The organism is Polyangium mundeleinium, assembly GCF_028369105.1.
In the GTDB taxonomy this organism is placed as follows: Bacteria; Myxococcota_A; Polyangia; order Polyangiales; family Polyangiaceae; genus Polyangium; species Polyangium mundeleinium.
In genome coordinates this window covers 4,793,763-4,810,860 of the sequence record NZ_JAQNDO010000001.1, presented here as the reverse complement: position 1 = coordinate 4,810,860, position 17,098 = coordinate 4,793,763, and the positions used below count along the sequence as shown (strand labels likewise).

The 17,098-nt window shown below is 70.2% G+C and carries 10 protein-coding genes; 5 read left to right on the top strand and 5 right to left on the bottom strand.

Annotation, left to right across the window (positions count from 1 at the left end):
- The first annotated feature begins 13 nt into the window (after positions 1-13).
- Entirely contained in the window at positions 14-1,144 is a 1,131-nt protein-coding gene (locus POL67_RS19125) for an LNS2 domain-containing protein (RefSeq protein ID WP_271919037.1), read from the top strand.
- A 183-nt stretch (positions 1,145-1,327) separates the two neighbouring features.
- Complete coding sequence (locus POL67_RS53660; RefSeq protein ID WP_271919035.1) at positions 1,328-6,151, top strand: translocation/assembly module TamB domain-containing protein; 4,824 nt, start codon at positions 1,328-1,330, stop codon at positions 6,149-6,151.
- Here the strand turns inward: POL67_RS53660 and POL67_RS19115 are convergent.
- Positions 6,148-6,645, bottom strand: a complete 498-nt coding sequence (locus POL67_RS19115) for a hypothetical protein (RefSeq protein ID WP_271919033.1) — start codon at positions 6,643-6,645, stop codon at positions 6,148-6,150. The genes POL67_RS53660 and POL67_RS19115 overlap by 4 nt on opposite strands.
- A gap of 127 nt (positions 6,646-6,772) precedes the next feature.
- On the opposite strand from POL67_RS19115, the gene POL67_RS19110 reads away from it, so the two are divergent.
- Both POL67_RS19110 and POL67_RS19105 read left to right on the top strand, forming a co-directional pair.
- Positions 6,773-7,534 (top strand): class I SAM-dependent methyltransferase, encoded by a 762-nt coding sequence (locus POL67_RS19110; protein WP_271919031.1) that lies wholly within the window; start codon positions 6,773-6,775, stop codon positions 7,532-7,534.
- 194 nt (positions 7,535-7,728) lie between these two features.
- Positions 7,729-8,361, top strand: coding sequence for a hypothetical protein (locus tag POL67_RS19105; RefSeq protein ID WP_136933217.1), 633 nt, complete (start codon positions 7,729-7,731; stop codon positions 8,359-8,361).
- A 144-nt stretch (positions 8,362-8,505) separates the two neighbouring features.
- Here the strand turns inward: POL67_RS19105 and POL67_RS19100 are convergent, their stop codons facing one another.
- From POL67_RS19100 to pyk, 3 genes are all read right to left on the bottom strand, one after another.
- Positions 8,506-9,450, bottom strand: a complete 945-nt coding sequence (locus tag POL67_RS19100; RefSeq protein ID WP_271919027.1) for a hypothetical protein — start codon at positions 9,448-9,450, stop codon at positions 8,506-8,508.
- Between the two features lie 187 nt (positions 9,451-9,637).
- Positions 9,638-11,590, bottom strand: coding sequence for a serine/threonine-protein kinase (locus POL67_RS19095; RefSeq protein WP_271919025.1), 1,953 nt, complete (start codon positions 11,588-11,590; stop codon positions 9,638-9,640).
- Complete coding sequence (pyk, locus tag POL67_RS19090) at positions 11,587-13,008, bottom strand: pyruvate kinase (protein ID WP_271919023.1); 1,422 nt, start codon at positions 13,006-13,008, stop codon at positions 11,587-11,589. Before pyk ends, POL67_RS19095 begins: the two co-directional genes overlap by 4 nt.
- A 171-nt stretch (positions 13,009-13,179) precedes the next feature.
- On the opposite strand from pyk, the gene lysA reads away from it, so the two are divergent.
- Positions 13,180-14,481: a diaminopimelate decarboxylase gene (gene lysA, locus POL67_RS19085; RefSeq protein ID WP_271919020.1), complete on the top strand. Its 1,302-nt coding sequence runs from the start codon at positions 13,180-13,182 to the stop codon at positions 14,479-14,481.
- A gap of 98 nt (positions 14,482-14,579) precedes the next feature.
- Here lysA and pnp read toward each other — a convergent pair whose 3' ends face one another.
- The gene (gene pnp / locus POL67_RS19080) at positions 14,580-16,838 is read right to left on the bottom strand and encodes a polyribonucleotide nucleotidyltransferase (RefSeq protein ID WP_271919018.1); all 2,259 of its coding nucleotides are present in this window, start codon (positions 16,836-16,838) and stop codon (positions 14,580-14,582) included.
- Between the last annotated feature and the right edge of the window lie 260 nt (positions 16,839-17,098).

The window sequence follows — 17,098 nt, the reverse complement described above, 5'->3', positions numbered from 1 at the left end:
CACAATGGCGGGCATGCGTGGAACGGTCGCTTTCTTTTTGGCGGGGATCGTGGGCATGGCCGCATGTGGCACCGGCGGCGGTGTCGATGTCGTGACCAGCGGCGCCACGACGGGCGCGGGCGCTTCCGGGGGCGCGGGCGGATCAGGCGGCTCCGGGGGTGCAGGCGGCGACGCGACGGGCGGCGGCGGATCGGGCGGCGTGCCAGGGGCGTGGTGCGCGCCGATCCCGGCCTGCGACGCGCCTGCCCCGCCGCCGGGAGAGGCCGTCGACTGGAACGCGGTGATCCCGCCGTTCGGCGCCCCGAACCACCGCGGGCGTGATCTCTTCCTGAACCCCGGCGATCCGCAGTGGATCCTGGCGAAGTTCTCGTACGGGACCTTCGACGACGACATCAAGGGCGAGTACGTCGACGTCTACGTGCAGCGCGACTGCGCAGGCGTGTGGGAGCAGCTCGGGACCGCGACGACGACCGAGGACGGCGAGCACGCGACGGTCGAGGGCGTGGAGGACACGGGAGGGCGCGTCTACTTCGAGATCCCGAAGGAGAAGGCCCTCGGGCTCGGGAGACACAGGGTTCATCTCGTTGTCAAGGGCGACCTCTCGACGACGGACCTCTTCCTCGAGGTCGTTCCGAAAGGGACGCCGGTGTTCGTGAGCGACATCGACGGGACGCTGACGACCTACGAGACGGAGGAGTTCGTCGCGCTCGCCCAGGGGGCGCTGCCGGAGGTACGAAAGGACGCGGCGAAGCTCTTCGACGTGCTCGTTTCGAAGGGCTATCACCCGTTTTACATGACCGCCCGGCCCGAATGGCTGGGGGCGCGGACGCGGGCGTTCCTCGATCAAAACGGTTTTCCGCACGGGATCGTGCACACGACGCTGACGAAGTCGGGCGCGCTCGGGAGCGAGGCATCCACGTACAAGACCGGCGAGCTCGCGATGCTCGCGCAAAAAGGGATGATCCCCACCTACGCCTTCGGCAATACGGACACCGACGCCGCGGCTTATTTCAACGCGATGGTGCAGCCCGACGAGCGGCGCGTGTTCATCGAGTTCGACGATACGGTGCACGGCGGCCGCCGGATCGAGAGTTACACGGAGCTGCTCGCCGAGGCCGAGGCGCTGCCGAGCCTCTGCCAATGAGCGCCGCCGCGGGCGGATCGAGATTCTCCGGCAACTTCCGCCCATCCGCGAAAGCATGAAACTGCGGGGCCCGGGGACCGTGAATCCCCGCGGCGATTCGTTATGCTAACCGCCGTGGCTCCGAGCGCGCCGGCCGATCGCGATTCCCCACCGAAAGCCGCGCCACCGCGGCGACCGGGACGGGTGCGCCGCGCGCTCGCCACGGGCGCAGCCACGCTCGGGCTTTGCGCGGTGTTCACCGGGTCCGCCGCCCTCGCCGTCGGCCTCCACCTCGACGTCGGCCCGTTCCGCCGCCTCGCGCGCGACGTCGCGAACCAGGCGCTCGGATCGCTCTTCGAAGGCAAGATCGTGCTCTCGGAGATCGATCACCTCGCGCTCGACGAGGTGTCGATCCGATCGGCCGTCACGCTCGATCCGCGCGGCACGGAAATCATACGGGCGAATGGGATCCACGGTCGGTTCGACCTCATAAGGTTTGCCCGCGCGTCGCTCTTCGGCACGGGCGAGCGTACGCTCGCCTTCCCGCACATCCGGATCGAGGAGGCCGAGGTGCTGCTCGATCGCGGGCCCGATCAGCACCTCGGGCTCGAGACGGCGTTCCTGCTGCGGCCGACGCCGAAGAAGCCCAAGAAGCCGAAGAAACCGGGCGAGGTGGACCGAGCGGCCGAGCGACCGACGGCGGTGGCGCTCGAGCGCATCGAGATCGGCCACGCGCACGTACGTGGGCAGGTGGCGCCGCCGCGCGCGGTCGACGCCGATATCACGCGCCTGTTCGCGTCGGTGCACGTGAGCCCGCGTGGGATCGCTGTGGACGTGGAGCACACGGGCATCCGAGAGCGCGCGCTCGCGCAGGTGCCGCTCGCGGGCACGGTCGATTACCACCTGCACGTGGACATACCGCCCGAGGCGACGACGACGAGCGCGGCGCCCGAGACGCAGAGCCCGGCCGAGGTCATGCGGATGTGGAGCAGCTTCGCGGGGCGCGCGGGGCCGATCGAGGTGCAGGCGCGCGCGGCGCTCGAAGGCACACACGTCACTGCGGCGGTCGAGCTGCCGCGCGCCGAGCCCGCGGATCTCAGGCTGCTCGTGCCGGATTTGCCCCTGCGCGAACGAGTCTCCGCGAAGGTCACGCTCGAAGGGGATGCGCCCACGTTCGAGGTCGAGGGGCGGCTCGAGGTGACGCCCGCGCAGCGATCGCCGGGCTCGATCGCGCTGCGGGGCAAGCTCGACGTGGCGCACGGGGCGCGGCTCGCGCTCGACGTGACCGCGGACGACGTCGATCCGCGCATGTTCGTGGAAGGTTTGCCCGAGGCAAACGTGGACATGAGTGCGCGGCTTCAACTCGACACGAACCCCACGGTGCGGCTCGTGGCCGAGGCGAGGACCGAGCCGACGGTCGTGCAGCAGCAGGCGGTGCCGGCGGCCGACGTGCACCTGGTCTACGATCATGGCGATCTCGAAGGCCGCGTAACGTTGCACGAGCAGGGCGCGCCCACGTCCGGATCGTTCATCGTGAGCCCAGGTGGCGCCGTGCGGTTCGAGGCGGAGACGTTCGTCGCGTCGCTCGAATCGGCGCCGCGGCTCGCGGGTCCGGCCACGGGCAGCGCGCGTGTGCAGGTGCAGGGGACGATCAACGCGGGGAAGATCGACGCGCGTGCCTTCGGCTCGGTGCACGATCTCCACGCGAAGGGCGGCGTGTCGCTCGAACGAGGCCGCGTGGAAGGGCGCATCCGCGGGCCCTTCGAAAAACTCGACGTCGAGGCCGCGCTCGAAGGCGAAGGGCTCATCGCAGGCGGGCGCGGCGCGGACAAGGTGACGGCGCGCGTGAGCGGGCCCGTCGCAGCGCCGAAGGTAGAGGCGCGGCTCGAAGGCGGCGACGTGGGCGAGCTCGAAGCGTCGGCACGGATCGAGACGAAAGAGAAGAGCGCGCGCGAGGTAGCGCTGCGGCTCTCGCGCGAGGGCGAGCGGATCGAAGGCAAAGCAAAGCGCGTCGCGCTGCGCGGCGGAGCGCTCGCGATCGAGGGGCTCACGGCCGAAGGGCCGGGCGTGGGCGCCCTCGAAGGGACCCTCGCGGTGGACGGGCGCGAGCTCACGGGCAAGCTCAAGGGCGAAGGCGTGGACCTCGGTCGGCTCGGTCGGCTGCTCGATCTCGATCGGAACCTGCGAGGCCTCGCGGACGTGGACGTCGCGCTCACGCGCACGAGGGACGGGCGCAAGGGCCATGTGCACCTGCAGGTCGAGGAGGGGACGTTCTCCGCCGGGGGATTGCCGATCACGGGCGCGAGCGGCTCGCTCGTGGCGACGTTCGAGGACGCGCGCGCGACGATGGATGGCACGTTCCGCCTCGTCGATCGCGACAAGACCGGCGCGGAGGACGCGTGCAACGGTTCGATCGCCGAGGTGCGGATCTCCGGCGCCGAGGGGAACTTGCGCGGGCCGCTCCTGGATCCTTCGACGTGGGCGCGGCTCACGGGCTCGGCGCGCGTGGACGCGCCCGACTGGGATCTGCGGTGCATCGCGCGGCGCCTGCCGGTCGCGCTCGTCCTCAGCGAGGTCTCGGGTCGCCTCGGCGCGGGCTTCACGATCGAGCGGCCCGCGGGGCAGCGGTTCGTCTCGGTGCGCGACCTCGACGTGCACACGCGTGACTTCGTGGTCGCGGGCCCCGTGGGGTTCGGCGAGGACAAACCCGCGTGGGAGTCGCGCGCGATGGACGTCGCGGTCTCCGGATCGCTGAACGGCGCGACGGGCGCGACGGATGTGACGCTTTCGCTGCTCGACACGGCGACGATGGTGGAGCTCGCGACCCACGTGAATCTCGATCTCCCGACGCTGGTCGACGATCCGAAGAAACGGAGCGCCTCGCTGCTCGCGTCGCGCGGGACGGCCGAGCTCACGATCCCGCGGCGAACGGTGCGCTCGTTCCAGACGTTGCCCTCGGTGCTGCGCGACGCGCTCCCGCCGATCCGAGGTGCGATCGCGCTCTCCGCGTCGGCGAGCGGGACCTTGGAGCGGCCGGCGATCCGCGTGAACGCGCGCGGGTTCGGCCTCGCGCACGACGCGCGGACGCTCGGCCCGAGCCCGTGGGCGTTCCCCGTCGACGTGGACGCGACCGCGACCTACGACGCGAGCAAGGCGACCCTGCGCGCGGCCGTGCGCAAGGACGCGCGCGAGCTCGCCGTGGTCGAGGCGAACGCCGACGTCGACCTCGCCGCGGTGCGCGCGGGCCGCGACATCCCGCCGCGCGGCGACGCGCGCGCGACGCTTCGTGATCTGCCCCTGGAGCTCATCCCGTACTTCGCAGATCGAGACGTCGCGGGCCGCGTGAGCGGCGTCCTCCGCTTCGAGCAGCGCGGCGTCGAGCCCCAAGCCGCGGCGCGCATCGAGGTGTCGGGCCTGGAGCTCGGCAGCCAGTCGTCCTTCGATCGCACCACGCTGGAGCTCTCGATCGGAAACCCCGGCGGCGCGGGCAACCCCGCGCGCGGCGTGGCGCAGCTCGAGCTCGTAGGTCGTGGCGGCGGGCGCATCGACGCCACGGGGTACGCGGGTGTCGACTGGCAAGGCATCGTCCCGCGGATCGACGCGACGCGGCCCGCGGACTTGCTCCTCAAGGCGAATCGGTTCCGCCTCGCGAGCCTCACGCCGCTCGTCTCCGGGACGCTCTCGCGGCTCGACGGCTCGCTCGACGGGGATCTGCGCGTCGGCCTGCATCGCTTCGGCGAGGATGACGGGCGCATCGAGGCGAACATGGAGGTGCGCAACGGCGTCTTCCACGTCCCGCAGATCGGCCAGGAGTTCAAGAACACGCGCGTCTCGATCCGCACGACGGACAAGGGCGAGCTGCGCTTCGACGACCTCCGCGCCGAAGGCATCAGCGGCGCGGTGGAGGGCTTTGCGATCGTGCAGATGAAGGGCCTCGCCTTCCAGAAGGCGAACGGCGAGCTCACGATCGATCGCGACGAGGAGCTGCCCGTGACGTTCGAGGGCGTGCCGCTCGGGCACGCGCACGGGAGGATCGTGCTCGCGGCGGAGAAGGAGGGGCGCGAGGTGTCGCTCACCGTGAGCGTGCCCGATCTTCATCTCGCGCTGCCGGCGTCGAGCACGCGCGGCGTGCAGTCGCTCGATCCCAATCCCGACGTCGTGGTCTCGCACGCGCTCGGCCCGCCGAAGGAAGAGCGCCCCAAGGACGCGCTCGCGTATCTGATCACGTTCGAGCTCGGCGACATCACGATCGAGGGGATGGGCGCGGATGTCGACCTCACGGGCGGCAGCACGCCGCCGCGCGTCTCGCTCACGGACGAGACGCAGCTCTCGGGCGACGTCGAGATCAGCCGCGGCTCGTTCGAGATCGTGGGCAAGAAGTTCGAGATCGAACGAGGCCTCGTGCGCCTGCGGCCGGAGGAAGCGGGCAACCCCTACGTGAACGTGACCGCGCGCTGGGACGCGCCCGACGGCACGCGCGTGTTCGTCGACTACGTGGGGGATCTCAAGCCGATCACCGAGCAGAAGCTCCGCTTCCGATCGAGCCCGCCGATGTCGCAGCAGGCGATCCTGTCGATGATCCTCATCGGCGACACGCCCGAGTCGAAGGACACGCAGTCGCAGGCGACGGCGCAGGCGTCGCCGCGCGCAACCGACGTGGCGGCGGGCGTGGTGGGCGGCGAGATCGCCTCGGCACAGATCAACGCGATCCTGTCGCAGATCGCGCCGCTCCGAGGTCTGTCCACGCGCGTCGGGACGACCGAGGCCGGCAGGCTCCGTACAACGGTGATCTACGAGCTCGGCGACACCGTGACCGCACAGGCGAGCTACGAAGGTTCGCCCGCGTCGAGCCGCCTCGAAGGCATCCAGAGCCCCACGGGCACGACGCAGGGCACGGAGAACCGCACGGAGCTGAACCTCGACTGGCGCTTCAAGCGCAACTGGGCGCTGCGCGGATCGTTCGGCTTCGGAGGAATCAACCAGCAGCCGAGCTCAGGCCTCGATCTGTTCTGGCAGTACCGCTACTAGGCAGCGCGCGTCGCGAGCTCTGCGGACACGTCGCCCACGCGCACGATCGGAGGCTCGGCCGACACGAGCAGCGGCGCGAGGCCGGCCTGCGCGTGCCGCGAGAAACGCGCGTCCTCCGTGCCTGCCTTGACCCGCGCGATCACCACGCCCTCGCTCGACACCGAGAGCACGCGCGGATCGAGCAGCTCCTCCGTGCCGTCCGAGAGCACGAGCAACGCCCTGCGGCCCTCGTCCTCGACGCGGACGAAGCGCACGACGAACGGCGTCTCCTCGGCGCGGAAGTAACACCAGTCGTAGCCGTTCGTCAGGATGAGCCGGCCGTCCTCGGGGTGCCGCGCGATCCAGCGATGGAGCGCCTCTTCGAGCGCGGGGTGGTCCACGCGCGCGCCGTCGTGCCAGAAGCGACCCTCGCGATCGAGGACGATCGTGCTCTCGCGCGACGTGCCCGGCGGGGGCGCGAGCCTGTAGAAGTCGGGGTGATCGCCGGGTTTCATGGTCGCCTCCTGTCCGGCCGCCCGTCCGGCGGCCACCGATCCATAGGGCCGGCAGCGCGCGGCGTCACGCCCCGCTGCGCGCGCCGGGGGCTGCGATCACGTCCGCGTTGGGCTACAACCGGCCGCGATGAACGAAGCGCCGCGAGAATCGCTCCCGCACGACGACCACCTCCAGGCGACGCGCGCGTACTACGACGAGTTCGCCGCGCGTTACGAGGACCGGCGCGACGGCCGTGATACGTCGGGCTACCACGATCTCGTCGACGATCTCGAGATCGACTTCCTCCGCCGCTTCGGCGAAGGCCGCGACGTGCTCGAGGTCGGCTGCGGCACGGGCCTGCTTCTTCGGCGCATCGCGGACTTCACGCGGACGGCCCGCGGCGTCGATCTCTCGCCCGGGATGCTGGAAAAAGCCCGCGCGCGTGGCCTCGACGTCACCGTCGGCAGCGCGACCGACCTCCCCTTCCCCGACGCGAGCTTCGACGTCGCCTGCGCCTTCAAGGTGCTACCGCACGTCCGCGAGCTGGAACGCGCAATCGCCGAGATGGTGCGCGTGGTTCGTCCGGGTGGAACCATCCTCGCCGAGCTCTACAATCCTGTGAGCCTGCGTGGTCTCGTGAAGCGCTTCCTGCCTGCCGGCGCCATCAGCGCGCGCACCAAGGAGGACGCCGTCTACACCCGATTCGTCAGCCCCTGGGGCGCCCATCGCCTTTTCCCGGCCGGCGTGCGCGTCCGCGCGTCGCGCGGCGTGCGCATCGTCACCCCCGCGGCCGCCATGATGCGCGTGCCGCTGGTCCGCGGCGCCCTCGTCCAAGCCGAGCGCGCGCTCTGCGACTCCCCGCTCCGGCACCTCGGGGGCTTCTGGATCGTCGCCCTCGAGAAGCTTTGAGCGGGCGCCCCTCGTCCCTGTTGTTCGGGTCGGAAATCACTGATATTTTCGCTCATTGTGGCCTTCGAGGATTCGCGCGCCGTGCAGGTGGACCCCCGCCCCCCGGCGTCGATGTTGGCCCCGCCGCGAAGCAGAGCGATACTGCACGTTGCAGGGCCCCCTCCGAGCGCCCGTCGTCGCTGAAAGGACCCGCGATGCCTCCTACGTCCACGAGCTCGATCCCGACCCTCCTCACCGGCGCGGACAACGACCGCGGCGCACTCATCGGAGCGCTCGCGTTCGTCGAGGGTGTCGGCATCGGGGCCATGGGCGCGCGGGAGCTCAAGACATGGATCGAGGAGTACCTCGTGCGCGCAGGCCGCATGCAGCGCCCCGTCCAAGTCGCCGAGCCGATGGCAGGCACGCTCCTGCTCGACACGCTGAACACCGTGGGCGCGCCGCCCTCAGCAACGAAAGCGTTGCTCGATCGCATCCTCGGCCGCGCGCGGTCGCGCGTCGTCTTCACGTTGCGCGGACTCATCACGGATCCACCCGAGGACGGCTTCCTCGAGCTCGCCACGAAGTCGAGCCGCGTGCAGCCGATCGGCATCGGCACGAAGGCCTCGTGGATCGCGCGGCCGCAGAAGGAAGACTCGCTGAGCGACATCGTGCTCAGCCTCTTCGCCGCCGACATCCTTTCGAACCGCAACTTGTACGACCAGAACCTCTGCGTCTGCGACACGTGCGGCCGCGTGTCGTTCCGCGCGAAAATGATGTCGCGCACCGGCTGCCGCGAGCACAACGACGGCCCTCCGGGCGTCAGGCCGACGAGCAGCCGCAGCACCTGAGAGCGTAGCGCCGGGGTTTCACCCCGGACCCGACGAGGGGTTGTCCACCCCTCGACCCGGACCAGGGCCAGCCCTGGACCTTTGGTGCATCGACCGCGATGCGGTCGATGCAAGGGTGCGTTGGTTTTCTCTGCGTCGAAGCGCTCAAAAAGCGCCGACGACGCCCACGCCAAACCCGTCCGGCGTCACCGCCACCGTCGGCACGACGCGCACCGCGGGGCGCGGCGGCACGGGGCGCTTCTCGATCGTCACCTTCTGCGGCACGTACGCGATCTGCGCCTGCACGATGCCCGCCACCGTGAGACCGGCCCATAGACTGAACGCGACCTGGTTGATGATCAGCGTGATCTGCTGGCGACGCACGAGCTCCTCGCGCTCGGCCCCCGTCGCGATCGTCTGATCGAAGCTCGCGTAGTAGTTGAAGACCTGCGACGCGACGATCGACGTCGCGCCCGTGAACGCCTGCGTGATGGCGAAGGTCCAGCCGAGCTTGCGGCTTCCGTTCTGGAACTGGCCGATGCCGAACGGCATCGCCGCGACGATGCGCGAGTTTTGCACGATGATCTGCCGCTCGGAGGCCGCCTTCACGAGCGACTCGATCCAGCGTTTTTCCTCCTCCTTCGCTTTCTGCTCCGCGATGCGCCGCTGCCGCTCCTCGTCGGCGCGCTTCTGCTCCGCCGCGTCGAGCTCCTCGCGCAGGCGACCCCGCACGAGCGTGAAGCGATCCACGACCTCCTGCGGGAACACCGCGGGATCGGGCGAATACGTCGGGTTTTGCCGGAGGATCGTGGCGATCTCGGCCTCGGCCTCGTCGTAGCGCTTGAGCGCGACGAGCGAGGCTGCGCGGAGCGTGCGCGCGCGCTGGATGAGATCCGTGTCCGTGAGGCGGCACGGCGCAGTGCCGCTCGTCGGGACAGACTCGCAAGGCTTCTGCGCCGGATCGAGCATCGCCGTGAAACGCGTAGCCGCCTCGTCGTACTCGGCTGCGTCGAAGCGCGTCTTGCCGAGCTCGAACTGCTGCAAATCGTCCGCGCGCGCGGCTTGGGATACGAAGGCGAACGCGAGGCCCGTCGCTGCGGCGAGCGCCACGCGTCCGAACGAAACGCACCCTTTGGCCCTGGGGCCGCGGCGGTCCCGCCCGAACCGAAGCCCGCCGGGCAGAGCCCGCTGCAGACGAGGTCGCGCCGTCATTCCCCGTAACCGAGTAATCGAGGGACCCTTCTACCGGAATTTGGGCATCGTGGGGACCGCTATCCGCGAAGCGAGGCCCCCCGCCTCACCGCGCCGGCCAAGGCACCACGTTGTGCTCGCCGGCGCGCAAACTCACGTTGCGCCGGAAGGCCTCTTCCCCCGGCGCCGTGAACTGACACTTGTTGTCGTACGTGATCTCTTCGAGCTGCACCTTCTTGGTAGCACCTGGAAAAAGCGTCAGCTTGATGTCCGAGCACACCACCTGCGCGTACGCAGGCGACGGACCGAGAGCGACGGTCGAGGGCAGCGGCGTGAGCCGGACACGGAAACGCTGGACGTCGTCGGGATCATTCTCGGGTGGAGGCTCGACGATGAGGGAGCTGTCGAAGGTCCCGCAGCACTTCGAGTCCTTCACCCGAGCCGACACGGAGTGACCGCCGGGCTTGAGCGTGAACACGCGCGAAAAATGCTTCTCCTCCTTGCCGTCGAGGAGGAGCGTCGCGCCCTGCGGGCTGACGAGGAAAACGACCTTGCGCAGATCCGGCGGCGCGGGCGGAGGCGCGGCAGCCGAGGTTGTCGCGGCGCTGAGCGGGAGCTTGATGCGAATGCTGCGCTGCGGCTCGGCGAGGCTGCTCGACGGTGGGGCGCTGCTCGGGGCCTGGGGACCCGCAGACGCGTCGGGCGCGGCCGGGTTCTTGGGGTGCTCCGTGGTGGCTGTGGTGGCGTCGGTCTTCGGAGTTGCGTCGGGCTCGAGCGCGGCCGCGGGTTTGCGGAACCGCGCGACGGCGAACGCCGCGAGGCCGAGCGCGAGCGTGCCCGCGATGAGGCCGGCCGCCCTGCGCACGAGCTTCTGCCGCTCGGCGCTCGCAGAGAGGCTCGTCACGCGCTTCAGGATCGCGAGGTCGTTCGGCGCAAGCGCGTGGGCGCGGTTGAAGTCGGCCGCTGCGCCGGTGCGATCGCCGGCCTTGCGCGCGGCCTCGCCGCGGGCGACGAGGCACGGCACGAGCCGCGTCGTGAGGGCGTCGGCGTAGCCGGCCGGGTCCTCGAAATACGCCTCGATCTCGCGCTGCGGATCGGTGATGCCGAGCGCTTCGAGCTCGGCGCGGATGAGCTCGCCGAGCTTGCCGGGGCCCGCGACGCGATCGGCCGCGGCGCGCGCGAGGGCGCCGTCGATGATGCGCGCGAAGCGACCCCCGACGGTGGACCGCTCGTGATCCGCGGGCGGATATTCGCCTTCGAGCACGCGACGGAGGACCTGCGCCGGGTTTTTCCCTTCGAACGGCAGGTGCCCCACGAGGCACTCGTACATGAGCACGCCGAGCGCAAAGACATCCGTGCGCCCGTCGACCTCGCCCGCCTCGATCTGCTCGGGCGCCATGTGCGCCGGCGATCCGAGCACCTGCCCGGTCGACGTCACGCCCTGCGCGTCGAGGATCTTGGCGATGCCGAAGTCCGTGAGCTTGATGATCACGCCGAGATGACCGGCGCGGCTTGGAGCGGGCCGCGGCGTGGATCGCGGCCCGTCGGGGACCGGCGTCTCGTCGACCCTGCCGACGCGCGCTCGCGACTCGCTCGTGCGATCGGCTGGCAGCTCCACGAGCACATTCTCCGGCTTCACGTCGCGGTGCACGATGCCGCACGCATGCGCGTGTTCGAGCGCCTCGCAGAGCACGAGGACGATCGACGCGCCGATCTCGGCGGGCATGTCGCGATGACGCTGGAGGATCTTCCGCAGCGTGGTGCCGCGGCAGAGCTCGACGACGAGGTACCGCTCGCCGTCCTCCTCGCTGGAGACGTCGTACACCTCGACGATCCGCGGGTGGCGGAGCTTCGCGGCCGCGCGCGCTTCGGCGACAAACCGCGCGCCGACCTCGGCGTTCTCGCGGAGGTGCTTGTGGATGAGCTTGATGGCGACCTCGCGCCCGAGACGTTTGTCGCGGGCGCGATAGACCGTCGCCATCCCACCGTGCCCGATCTCCTCGATGAGCTCGTACTTCGCGAGCCTGGGGAGCCCCGGCAGGGCGGAGGCTTCCGTCATTCCACAACCTTCACGCGAATCGAGTTCGTCGAGCCTCGCACGCCGATGGGCGCGCCGAAGATCGCGACGAACTTGTCCCCCGGCGAGACGAAGCCGTTCGCAAGCAGGATCATGCTCGCGCGATCGACCATCTCGTCCGCGCTCGTGACCTTGTCGATCGGCCACGGAACCACGCCCCACAGAAGCGCGAGCCTGCGGCGCGTCGCCGCGTTCGGCGAGAACGCGATGATCGGCACGACGGGCCTGTGCTTCGACGCGTAGAGCGCCGAGGAGCCGCTCTCCGTGAAGGCCACGATGACCCGCGCGCCGATGTCGCGCGCAATGTCGCAGCCGTTCCGCGCCACGGCCTCGGGCACGTTCGCGCGCACGCCGGGCATCTCGCTCGAAAGAGGCCGGAAGAACTTGCTCTGCTCGGCCTCCATGACGATGCGGCTCATCACGCGCGCGACGAGCGACGGATGCGCGCCCGTCGCCGTCTCCTGCGAGAGCATCACCGCGTCCGTCCCCTCGAAGACCGCCGTCGCCACGTCGCTCGCCTCCGCGCGCGTCGGGCGCGAATTCGTGACCATCGACTGGAGCATCTCGGTCGCGACGATGACAGGCTTTTGGTGCACACGCGCGAGGCCGAGGATCTCGCGCTGGATCACGGGCACGCGCTCGGGGTTGAACTCCACGCCGAGATCACCACGCGCGACCATGACCGCGTCCGTCGCCTGGATGATCGCCTCGAGGTTCTCCACGGCCGCGGGCGTCTCGACCTTCGCAACGATGGGCGTCGGCCGGCCCCACGCCTCGCAGATGTCGCGCACGAGCCGGATGTCGTCCGCCGTGCGCACGAAGGAGAGCGCGACGTAGTCGATGCCGAGCGAGAGGCCAAACGAGAGGTCGGCCTTGTCCTTCTCGGTGAGCGCCGCGAGCCGCACACGCCGCGCCGGCAGGCTCACGCCGACACGATCGCGGAGCTGCCCGCCCTGCGTGGCCACGGCGTGCACGCGCCGGCCGTCGACCTTGGTCACCGTGAGGACCATGCGGCCGTCGTCGACGAGCACGATGTCGCCCGGCTGCAGATCCTCGGCGAGGCCCTCGTACAGGATCGGCATCTCGCCGGGCCCGCCGGACTGCTGATCTTTCGTGGCCTCGAAGAGCACGATCTGAGCGTCCGTGGGCACATCCATCGTGCCGCCCTCGAACTTGCCCGCGCGGATCTTGGGACCACAAAGGTCCTGCAAGATCGCCACGGGTTTGTCGCAAGCCTCGGCCGCAGCACGGACGGCCTGGAAGCGGCGCGCGTGCTCGTCATGGGTGCCGTGAGAAAAATTCAGGCGCGCCACATCCATGCCGGCGCGGATGAGTTGCTCGAGCTGAGGCTCGGAAGCAGGGCCTATCGTGCAGACGATTTTCGCGCGACGTACGACCACGGGCGCAGCATGGCATGACGTCCGCGCGGCTAACAGGGGCCTTCCGCCGGGAAGGTCCGTGAGCCGTCCGACTTGAACCGGGGCGTCCTCCCGGGTCGTGGGACGAGCCCGCTCGACGCCCCGCGCCATGCCGTCTTTACCCCCTGCCCGCGCCGCGCTACCCGAGGGCCCATGCTGAAACGCGACGCGCGCGGGGCCGCCACGATGGGCGGTCTCCGCCTCGAGGACCTCCTCGACCTCGGGACGGAGTCCCCCGAAGGAGAACGACCGCGCACCCCCGCCTACGTGTACGACGTGGATGCGATCGTTCTGGCAGCGCGGGATCTTTCCGCAGGGTTCGAAGGCGCGCCGCACTTGATCGCCTACGCCATCAAAGCAAACACGGCGGGCCCCATCGTGCGCGCGCTCGGCGCCGCCGGCTGCGGGGCCGAGGTGGTCTCCGGCGGCGAGCTCGCCGTCGCGCTCGGCGCAGGCATCCCCGCGGATTCGATCCTGTTCAGCGGCGTCGCCAAGACGACACGCGAGATCGATCACGCGATCGGGGCGGGCGACCGCGGGATCCTCGCGCTGCAGATGGAAAGCGTCGAGGAGATCCCGCGCATCGCGGCCCGCGCCCGCGCGCTCGGACGCAAGGCGCGCGTGGCCTTCCGCGTGAATCCGAGCGTCGAGGCCGACACGCACGCGCACGTGGCGACGGGCCACGACGAGGCGAAGTTCGGCATCGCGCTCGCCGATCTTCCGGCGGCGTACGAAGCGGTCGACGCGGCCCGCGATGCGCTCGAGCTCGTGGGCCTCGGCGCTCACATCGGCTCGCAGCTCACGCGCACGGACGAGTACCTCGAGGGGGCGCGCGTGGTGCTCGATCTCGCGGCCGAGCGCCGCGCCGCGGGCAAGCCCCTCGCCTACGTCGATCTCGGCGGCGGCTACGGCATCGATTACGGCGCGGGTTGCCCCGTGACGCCCGCGGATTTCGCACGCGCGGCGAGTCGCCTCGTCGCAGAGCGGGGCTTCGGCGGCACGCGCATCGTCGTCGAGCCGGGGCGCGCGCTCGTGGCGCCGTACGGCGTGCTCTGCGCGAGCGTGGTGATGGCGAAGCGCTCGCGGGGGGAGCCGACGCGGCGATGGCTCATGATCGACGCAGGCATGAACGATCTCATCCGCCCCGCGCTCTACGGCGCCAAGCACCGCATCGAGCCGATCGACGCGCCCCCGCCCGCGGCCGGCACAGCGCCCGGCTACCGCGTCGTGGGCCCCGTCTGCGAGAGCTCCGACGACTTCGGCGAGCACCCCTTCACGGAGCCTCTGCCGCGCGCCGTGGTCCTCCGCGATGCCGGCGCATACGGCTTCGTGATGGCGAGCGAATACAACGGGCGCGGACTGCCGACGGAGATCTTCCTCGCGGGCGGCCGCGTGGCCACGATTCACCGCTCGCGTGACGCCGCGGCCTGGGCCGCGTCCCGCCTCTTCGGCTGACAAAAAACGAAGGGGCGAGCCCATGAGGCCCGCCCCTCTCGTTTGCGGATGTCGACATGATCAACGTCGTCGACGTCGATCATGTCGATCCCCGTGGATCAGCGACGATCGCGCGGCGGACGGTCGCCGCGATCGCGCGGCGGACGATCACCGCGGTCGCCGCGCGGCGGACGATCGCCGCGCGGGCCGTCACGCCCCGGCTCGCTCCGACGCGGCGGCGGACCACCCGCGTCGCGCTCGCGGGCCTGATCGAGCCGCGCCTTCGCCTCCACGCCGGCCTGCCCCTCGGGCAGCGGCAGCACCTCGCGGCGGCTCAGGCGGATCTTGCCCTCGCGATCGACGCTCACGACCTTCACCTCGACCGTGTCGCCTTCCTTCACCACGTCCTCGACGCGCTCGACGCGCGTGTGCGCGAGCTCCGAGATGTGCACGAGGCCATCGGTGCCCGGGAGGATCTCGACGAACGCGCCGAAGTCCGTGATGCGCTTGACCGTGCCCTTGTAGACCGCGCCGACCTCAGGCTCGGCCGTGAGGCCCTTGATGATGTCGAGCGCCCTCTTCACGGCCTCCGAGTCCGCCGACGCCACGTTCACCGTGCCGTCGTCCTCCACGTCGATCGCCACGCCCGTCTGATCGACGATGCCCTTGATGGTCTTGCCGCCGGGGCCGATGATCAGGCGGATCTGGTCGGGCTTGACCTTGATCGTCGTGATGCGCGGCGCGTACTGGCTGAGCTCCGGCCGCGGCGCGGGCAGCGCCTCCAGCATCTTGCCGAGGATGTGCAGCCGGCCCTCGCGCGCCTGATCGAGCGCCTGCGCCAGGATTGCCCGCGACAGGCCCGCGATCTTGATGTCCATCTGGATCGCCGTCACGCCGCGCGACGTGCCGCAGACCTTGAAGTCCATGTCGCCGAGGTGATCCTCGTCGCCGAGGATGTCGCTCAGGATCGCGTACTTGTTGCCCTCCGCGATGAGGCCCATCGCGATGCCGGCGACGGGCGACTTGATCGGCACGCCCGCGTCCATCAGCGAAAGGCAACCGCCGCAGACGGCCGCCATCGACGACGAGCCGTTCGACTCGAGCGTCTCGCTCACGATGCGGATCGTGTAGGGGAACTGCTCCTGCGCGGGGATCATGCGGGAGAGCGCGCGCTCGGCGAGGGCGCCGTGCCCGATCTCGCGCCGGCCCGGGCCGCGCATCGGCTTCGTCTCGCCCGTCGAGAAGGGCGGGAAGTTGTAGTGGAGGTAGAAGCGCTTCCAGCTCTCCCCCATCAGGCCGTCGATCTTCTGCTCGTCCGTCGAGGTGCCGAGCGTCGTCGTCACGATCGCCTGCGTCTCGCCGCGCTGGAAGAGCGAGCTGCCGTGCACGCGCGGCAAGAGCCCCGCCTCGCACATGATCGGCCGGATCGTGCGCGTGTCGCGGCCGTCGATGCGCTTGCCCTCGTCGAGCACGTAGGTGCGCACGACGTGCGCCTTGCGCTCCTCGAACTCCGCCTTGATGAGCTTCTCGTTCGCGAGGTACTTCTCCGCGCCGAGCTCCGCGAGCAACGCCTCGCCGAGCTTCTTCTTGAGCGTCGAATACCCCTCGTAACGCGCCTTCTTGTCGGTCACGCGGGTCGCCGACTTGAGGTCGTTGTCGACGACCTCGGCGACGCGCGCCTTGATCGCATCGTCGAGCTGCGGCGCCTGGAACGCCTTCTTCGGCTTGCCCACCGCCTGGCGGACGCGCTCGATGAGGTCGATCACGGGCTGCGCCGTCTCGTGCGCGAACATGAGCGCGTCGATGATGTCGCTCTCGGTCGCCTCGGCGGCGCCGCCCTCGACCATCACGATCGCGTCGCGCGAACAGGCGACGACGAGGTCGATGTCGCACTCCTCGATCTCGGCCGCCGTCGGATACGCCACGAACTCGCCGGCCTTGCGGCCGACACGCACGCCGACGATGGGCCCGTTCCACGGGATGTCCGAGATGTGCAGCGCCGCGCTCGCGCCCGTAAGCGCGAGGACGTCGGCCTTGTTCTGCTTGTCGCTCGAAAGGACGGTCGCGATGATCTGCGTGTCCTTCTTGAAGCCCTCGGGGAAGAGCGGGCGGAGCGGGCGGTCCATGATGCGGCAGGCGAGGATCTCCTCGTCGCGCTGGCGCGCCTCGCGCTTGAAGAAGCCGCCGGGGATCTTGCCGGCGGCGTACGTCTTCTCGACGAACTCGCAGGTGAGGGGGAAGAAATCGAGCCCGGGCCGCTCGTCTTGCGACACGGCGGTCACGAGGACCATGGTCTCGCCGTAGGTGACGAGGACGGATCCATGGGCTTGCTTGGCCAGACGGCCGGTCTCGAGCGTGAGGGCTCGGCCGCCGACCATGACGGATTCACGAACGTACATGTATCTTGCGCTCTCTCTACGCGGTCGCGAGCGCGCTCCCGAAGACCCGTGACATCCGAGCGCGAGGCGGATCTTCTTCCTCGATTCCTGCCCAGGAGCAGCGATGCTGCTGGGCACGAAGCGAAGACGAAGACGCTCCGTAGCGCTCACGGCCTCGGGGAACGCCCCCGCGCCCCGTACTATTGTCCAAACCGACGTATTTCGGCTCTCTGTGTAGAGCCTCCCGCCCAAACCCGCCA